The sequence below is a fragment of the Candidatus Zixiibacteriota bacterium genome, from assembly GCA_040753495.1.
Taxonomy (GTDB): Bacteria; Zixibacteria; MSB-5A5; order GN15; family PGXB01; genus DYGG01.
The window spans coordinates 1-5153 of sequence record JBFMEF010000117.1 but is presented as its reverse complement, the minus strand read 5'-3'; the positions used below and the strand labels follow the sequence as shown (position 1 = coordinate 5153).

At 53.5% G+C, this 5153-nt stretch carries 5 protein-coding genes; 4 read left to right on the top strand and 1 reads right to left on the bottom strand.

Annotation, left to right across the window (positions count from 1 at the left end):
• From AB1690_07690 to AB1690_07675, 4 genes are all read left to right on the top strand, one after another.
• On the top strand, positions 1 to 204 hold a 204-nt coding region (locus tag AB1690_07690), incomplete at its 5' end, for a hypothetical protein (protein MEW6015189.1).
• Positions 201 to 1070 (top strand): hypothetical protein, encoded by an 870-nt coding sequence (locus AB1690_07685; GenBank protein MEW6015188.1) that lies wholly within the window; start codon positions 201 to 203, stop codon positions 1068 to 1070. The genes AB1690_07690 and AB1690_07685, both read left to right, overlap by 4 nt.
• 124 nt (positions 1071 to 1194) lie before the next feature.
• Positions 1195 to 2577 (top strand): pitrilysin family protein, encoded by a 1383-nt coding sequence (locus AB1690_07680; protein MEW6015187.1) that lies wholly within the window; start codon positions 1195 to 1197, stop codon positions 2575 to 2577.
• Positions 2574 to 3953, top strand: a complete 1380-nt coding sequence (locus AB1690_07675; GenBank protein ID MEW6015186.1) for a pitrilysin family protein — start codon at positions 2574 to 2576, stop codon at positions 3951 to 3953. The genes AB1690_07680 and AB1690_07675 overlap by 4 nt, the downstream gene beginning before the upstream one ends.
• 67 nt (positions 3954 to 4020) lie before the next feature.
• On the opposite strand, the gene AB1690_07670 is transcribed toward AB1690_07675, so the two are convergent.
• Positions 4021 to 5153, bottom strand: a 1133-nt coding sequence (locus AB1690_07670; protein MEW6015185.1) for a hypothetical protein, incomplete at its 5' end; no start/stop codon positions are given.

The window sequence follows — 5153 nt, the reverse complement described above, 5'->3', positions numbered from 1 at the left end:
ATATTGATGCCGGATTCGATTTCGGTAAAATGCCTGCTGTCGGTGGGACCGGAAGGGGAAATCAGTGTGGAGAGGCTTCCGGCAATCCCGACCTATGTAAGCAGTAACAGCCTCGGTTTTATCTCTGCCGAGGGGGCGTCACGGGCCGATATAAGTATTGCCGGTGACGGGAATATCTATTTGAAAGGAACCGGTACCGAATGAGAATTGGCTTGAAAGATGTCCTATTAGCCGCCATCGTCATTTCTATACTCTGCGGTACGAATGCCTCCGGGGCGGCGCCGCTAAATTTGCCGGAAGGGGTGCAGTACCATTATTTCGTCTCTCTGGTGACCGGTTACGAATCAATCTGGAGCAATCCGGCCGCTCTCGGATTAGACCGCACAACCCGCATAGTGTTAGCGGGAGACTGGCGAGAGGAAAGCCAGTTCGAAAACTGGGGAGGTGCTATCCTGGGGGATGGCTTGGGGATTTCCTATCGCACTCTGGAGAATTTTCAGGGGGCGAATTATAACGAATATATATTTGCCGCCGGCGCCGAACTCGGAACGGGACTGGCCTGGGGATTATCATATATATATATAAGCGAAGGTCCCGGTTATTATAACCATCGGCATCTTTGGAATCTGGGGATTGTATTCAATCGCGGCTCGCAATATACAGTGGGGGCAGTTCTTATGAACCTAAACCGGGGCAGGATTGACGGTGAGCGCACTGCGGTCAGCCATCGCTACGGCATTTCATATTTCCCCTTCAACGAAAAATTGGCGCTTTCTCTGGAGATGACACTTCCGGCAGGTAATTTTTCGGAGGCGGAGTATCGTTATGGCCTCTGTGTGAGGCCGTCGCCCGACCTTGAGGTCTATACCGCGCTGGACGGACATCGGAATTTTCAGTTCGGCATAAGGGTTTACCTGGATAAATATTTCGGCGCCGCCAGGAGTCATCTTAGTTCTGGCGACTATGGATACACCTCGGTTGCCGCCGGCATAGCGCCGTTTGAACCGCGCGGTGATTCCGGCCGGCGGACTCCGACCATTACCGACCAGCCGCGGCAGCCGCGTGAATAGGGGCAGGTTTCTTCCAATCGGCAGGGAATTTCGGCCGAAACATCGTCGCTCCATCACCGTCTAAATAATTGAAAGCCCTGCCGCCGGTTTATATTTGCAAATGTGAAGGCTGTTGATTATTTTGATGCCCATGATACGCCGCCAGATATGCATAGCATCTCTCTTCTTTGTGCTGGCTTTATCATCACAGGCTTTTCCTCAGAGCGGTTCGCCAGGCCGCGCTCCTGAAACGCAGGGTGCGAAAAAAGAAGTCGTCTTCCCCAATGGTCTGACACTTTTGACAATGGAAGACCATTCCACCCCGCTGGTCTCGGTAATAGTGGCGTATCGCGCCGGCAACAAGAACGAGGTACCGGGGCTGACCGGTATAACGCGCGTTTGCGAGAGATTGATGCAGATGGGGACGTCACGATTCGAAGCCGGAGCCTTGAATCGGATAATCCAATCGGGGGGCGGATTCAGCCGTTCCATTGCCGATTTGGATTTGACCCGTTTTGTAACCAAAGTAACCTCACGGCTTCTGGACACGGTGCTCCTCCTGGAAGCCGACCGGATGCAGAATGTGGAAATAACCTACGAGAAACTTCTTCTGGCGCGCGAGGCGGTGCGTAAAGACCGCCTGACCAATGTGGAAAGTTTTATCTACGGTCCTTTCAATGAAGAATATTTTAATCTCGCCTATCGGGCGCATCCCTATCAGCATCCGCGCTACGGGTGGCCCGGCGACTTGAATAATATCGGTCTGGAGGAAGTAAAGGAATACTTTCAGAGACGTTTCCAGCCGGCCAATGCAACAATTGTGGTAGCCGGGGATTTCGCTTCGGAGAAAGTGATAGCGCTGGTCGATTCATTGTTCAGCCCCATTGTCTCATATCCGCTGCCGCCCCAAATAAAAATAACGGAGCCAGAACAACGTGCCGAAAGGCGGGCGCTCCTGGAAAGCGCCTCCGGCATACCGGTCTTTCTGGTCGGGTATCATATTCCGCCGGCATCCCACCCCGATATCCCCGCCCTGCGGGTACTGCGGCGTGTCATGGTGGGAGGAGAATCATCGCGGCTTTATGAACGGATGGTTCTGACGGAAAAAACAGCCCTCTCGGTCGGCGGCGACCTCCTGGAATTGGAAGACCCCGGGCAGATATTCTTTTACAGCATTCTCAATTACGACACGCCGGTAGAAGTGGGCGAAGAAGCGATTCTCGATGAGATTGAGCGGCTGAAAGTGGAGTATGTAACCTCGGCCGAACTGGAGAAGGCAAAAAACCGCTTTGAAGCCGATTTTTATCGAAACAGCCGTTCCCTTGATTTTCGCGCGGCGCGATGGGCTTTTTATCATCTCATCGTCGGTAACAAGGACGCCCTCCAGAATGAGATTGCCTCCGCCCGGGCTGTTACCAAAGAGGATATTATGGAAGTGGCGACCAGGTATTTCTCCCGGAACAATCGCACCATCATAACTCTGACTCCCACCGAACTGCAGCCCGAAGAACAGGAGATTCTGGAATGACAAAGTCGTCTCTGGCTATCGCCTTTTGGCTTCTTTTTGCCGCTGCGGTCGCGTCCGCTGATGACATTTTCCCCCCATATACCGAATTCACCCTGTCCAACGGCTTGCGGACCATTCTGATAGAAGACCATCGTCAACCGACCGTCTCCATCTCGATTCTATTCAAGACCGGGGCGTCATCAGATTCGCCCGAATTGGCCGGACGAGCGGTGCTTGCCGGTCATATTATGAAGGAAAATACCCGCAATTTCCCCGGCAATGAACTGCTGGAGGCGATTGATTCGGTCGGCGGGATTGTCGAAATCTCGGCGGCGACCAAGGATGGGATTTATTTCGAAGCCGACTTTCTGTCGCGCGATATTTCTCTGGCTTTAAGAATAATCTCCGATATCGTCATCAATCCGGTTTTTACGCAAGAAGCTCTGGAGCGGATGTCGCGTCGGTTGATATCGATAAACTTCCAGACCCGCTCGGTGGCGCAGTACCGCTTGATGGAAACGCTCTACCGGGAAATCTATGGAGAATGCGGCTACGGTAAACCGGCCCTGGGAACGAGGACGTCACTTTCCAGCATCACCCTGGACGATATCAACGATTTCTTTGTCAATCATATCCGTCCGGATAACGCTATCCTCGTGGTTGGCGGAGATATCAACCCGCCGCAGATTCATAAAGCGGTCAGCGGCTATTTCAGCGGCTGGAAAAAGGGAGGAAACCGTCCGGCTGTAAAATACGCTCCGGTTGTCCGGGATACGCTTCAGATCATTCTTATCGACAATCCGGCTGTTCCCAACGCAGACTTCATGATAGGATTACCGACCGCGCCGGTGGGGTCGCCCGACTTTCCGGCAATGCTGACTCTGAATTATATCATAGGTGGGGGCGGGCGGGTCTCCCGGATGCATCGCTCCCTGGTGGAGGAGAAAGGGCTGGCCAGCATAGTCACCTCGGAATTAGACTGGGCGCGAAGTCAGGGGATGCTCCGCATCTGGGGAGCGGCTCCCGCTGAGAATGCCACCGAGGCGATTGTGCAGGCGATGAGCGTTCTGGAGGAGCTGAGCGCCCTGCGTCTGCCGCAGAAAGAACTGGATGAGACGCGCTATTATTTTCGGGGATATGCGCCGATGCTCTACGAAAATGTCTCTTCCGCGGTGGACCAGTTTGTTAAATTCCTCAGCTCCGGCGTCGATTTGCCGTATCAGGAAGGACTTTTGAAAGAGATCGAACTGCTCACGCCGCTCTCTCTGCAGAATGCCGCAAAAAAGTTTTTGAGCCGGGATAAGATGACCCTGGCGGTAATCGGCTCCAAAGCTGCGCTTCTTCCCTCGCTATCGACGCTGGGCAAGGTAACCGTCATCAGACTCGAGGAAGAGTAACAATAACCGCCAAAAATAAACCCCGAAGGGGTCACTTCGGGGTTCGTCGGTACTGCTTCACTTAGGGCTAATCACTATATCCGACAAATTCCTGCTGCCAGCCGGTCCGCTGGAAGACACGAACGCGGGGAGTTTCGGGAGGCAGTTTCGAAGGGTCATCCAAATCAATATCATAAGCCCAGTCACGAATCGGCGGGTCGTAATAGACACCGCTCCAGAGCCCGTCGGCCTGCAGCGAGTTCCAGAGATTAATCATCGAGCCGCGCCAGATAAATTTCTTGCCTGTCCAGGTCTCCAAAAATCGCGGCAGGTTCTCCACACCACCGTTGTAGTTGGTGCTGGTGGTATTGGTATTGCCGGTCAGGAAAGAGCAGTTGGCGACCGTTTCGGAAGCCACCCGGCTGGCTTTGGTCAGAGTGGAGTTGGCGTCATTCCAGCTGTTGGACAGAAAGGTAACCGCATCTCCCGCCACAAAGGCCGGCTTTTTATTATCTTTATTAAAGTCGCCCTTAATGTAAAGCGGGTTCTCACTGACGACCGATGTGGCATAATCGAGTTCGGAGCCGTTGACTAATCGTGTCGCGTTAAAAGTACCGGCACGCTGGTCGGAGGTGTAGATAACGCCGTTTGACGGGAAATAGGAACTGGTCTGAAGCTTATCCATATCGATTTCCACGGTATTGACATTGGTCAACTCGCGGGCGTCATAGAATGTCTTGGTGGCAATGGTGCCGGCCGGAAGCAGGGCGCTGACATCGACCCAGACTCCGCCGATTTTTGAGTACGGGACACCGTCAAGGACCTTGAACTGCGCCAGATGCTCATAGGAATCGGGGTTGCCGGAACCGCGCTCAATCAATTTGTGCGGGTCGTCGGAGTTGGTCAGAGGCAGTTTCAGTTCTCCCTGTCCAAAGGAAGAATCCTGAACACGGCCGTCCCAGCGGACGACTGCGGAGTCGTACCAGTACGAGTCGCTCGATTCCAGCCAGTCGCCGTTCTGTAACATATTCTGGTAGTTACCGTCGGCATCCTTAATATACACATTACCGAAGCTGGTACCGCCCGGTCCTTTTCGGCCGTGGATGACATTTCCGGAGGCGGTCACATAACTGTCCATATAGAGGTTATTATTGGACTGCAGGTAGAGATTGCCGTTACTGTGAATACGGCCGACGATGGTCATATCCGGTCCGGGGGCGA

Excerpts from the sequence above, each read along its gene's own strand:
- AB1690_07685 (MEW6015188.1), top strand. The coding sequence starts at position 201 with ATGAGAATTGGCTTGAAAGATGTCCTATTAGCCGCCATCGTCATTTCT.
- AB1690_07680 (MEW6015187.1), top strand. The coding sequence starts at position 1,195 with ATGCCCATGATACGCCGCCAGATATGCATAGCATCTCTCTTCTTTGTG.
- AB1690_07675 (MEW6015186.1), top strand. The coding sequence starts at position 2,574 with ATGACAAAGTCGTCTCTGGCTATCGCCTTTTGGCTTCTTTTTGCCGCT.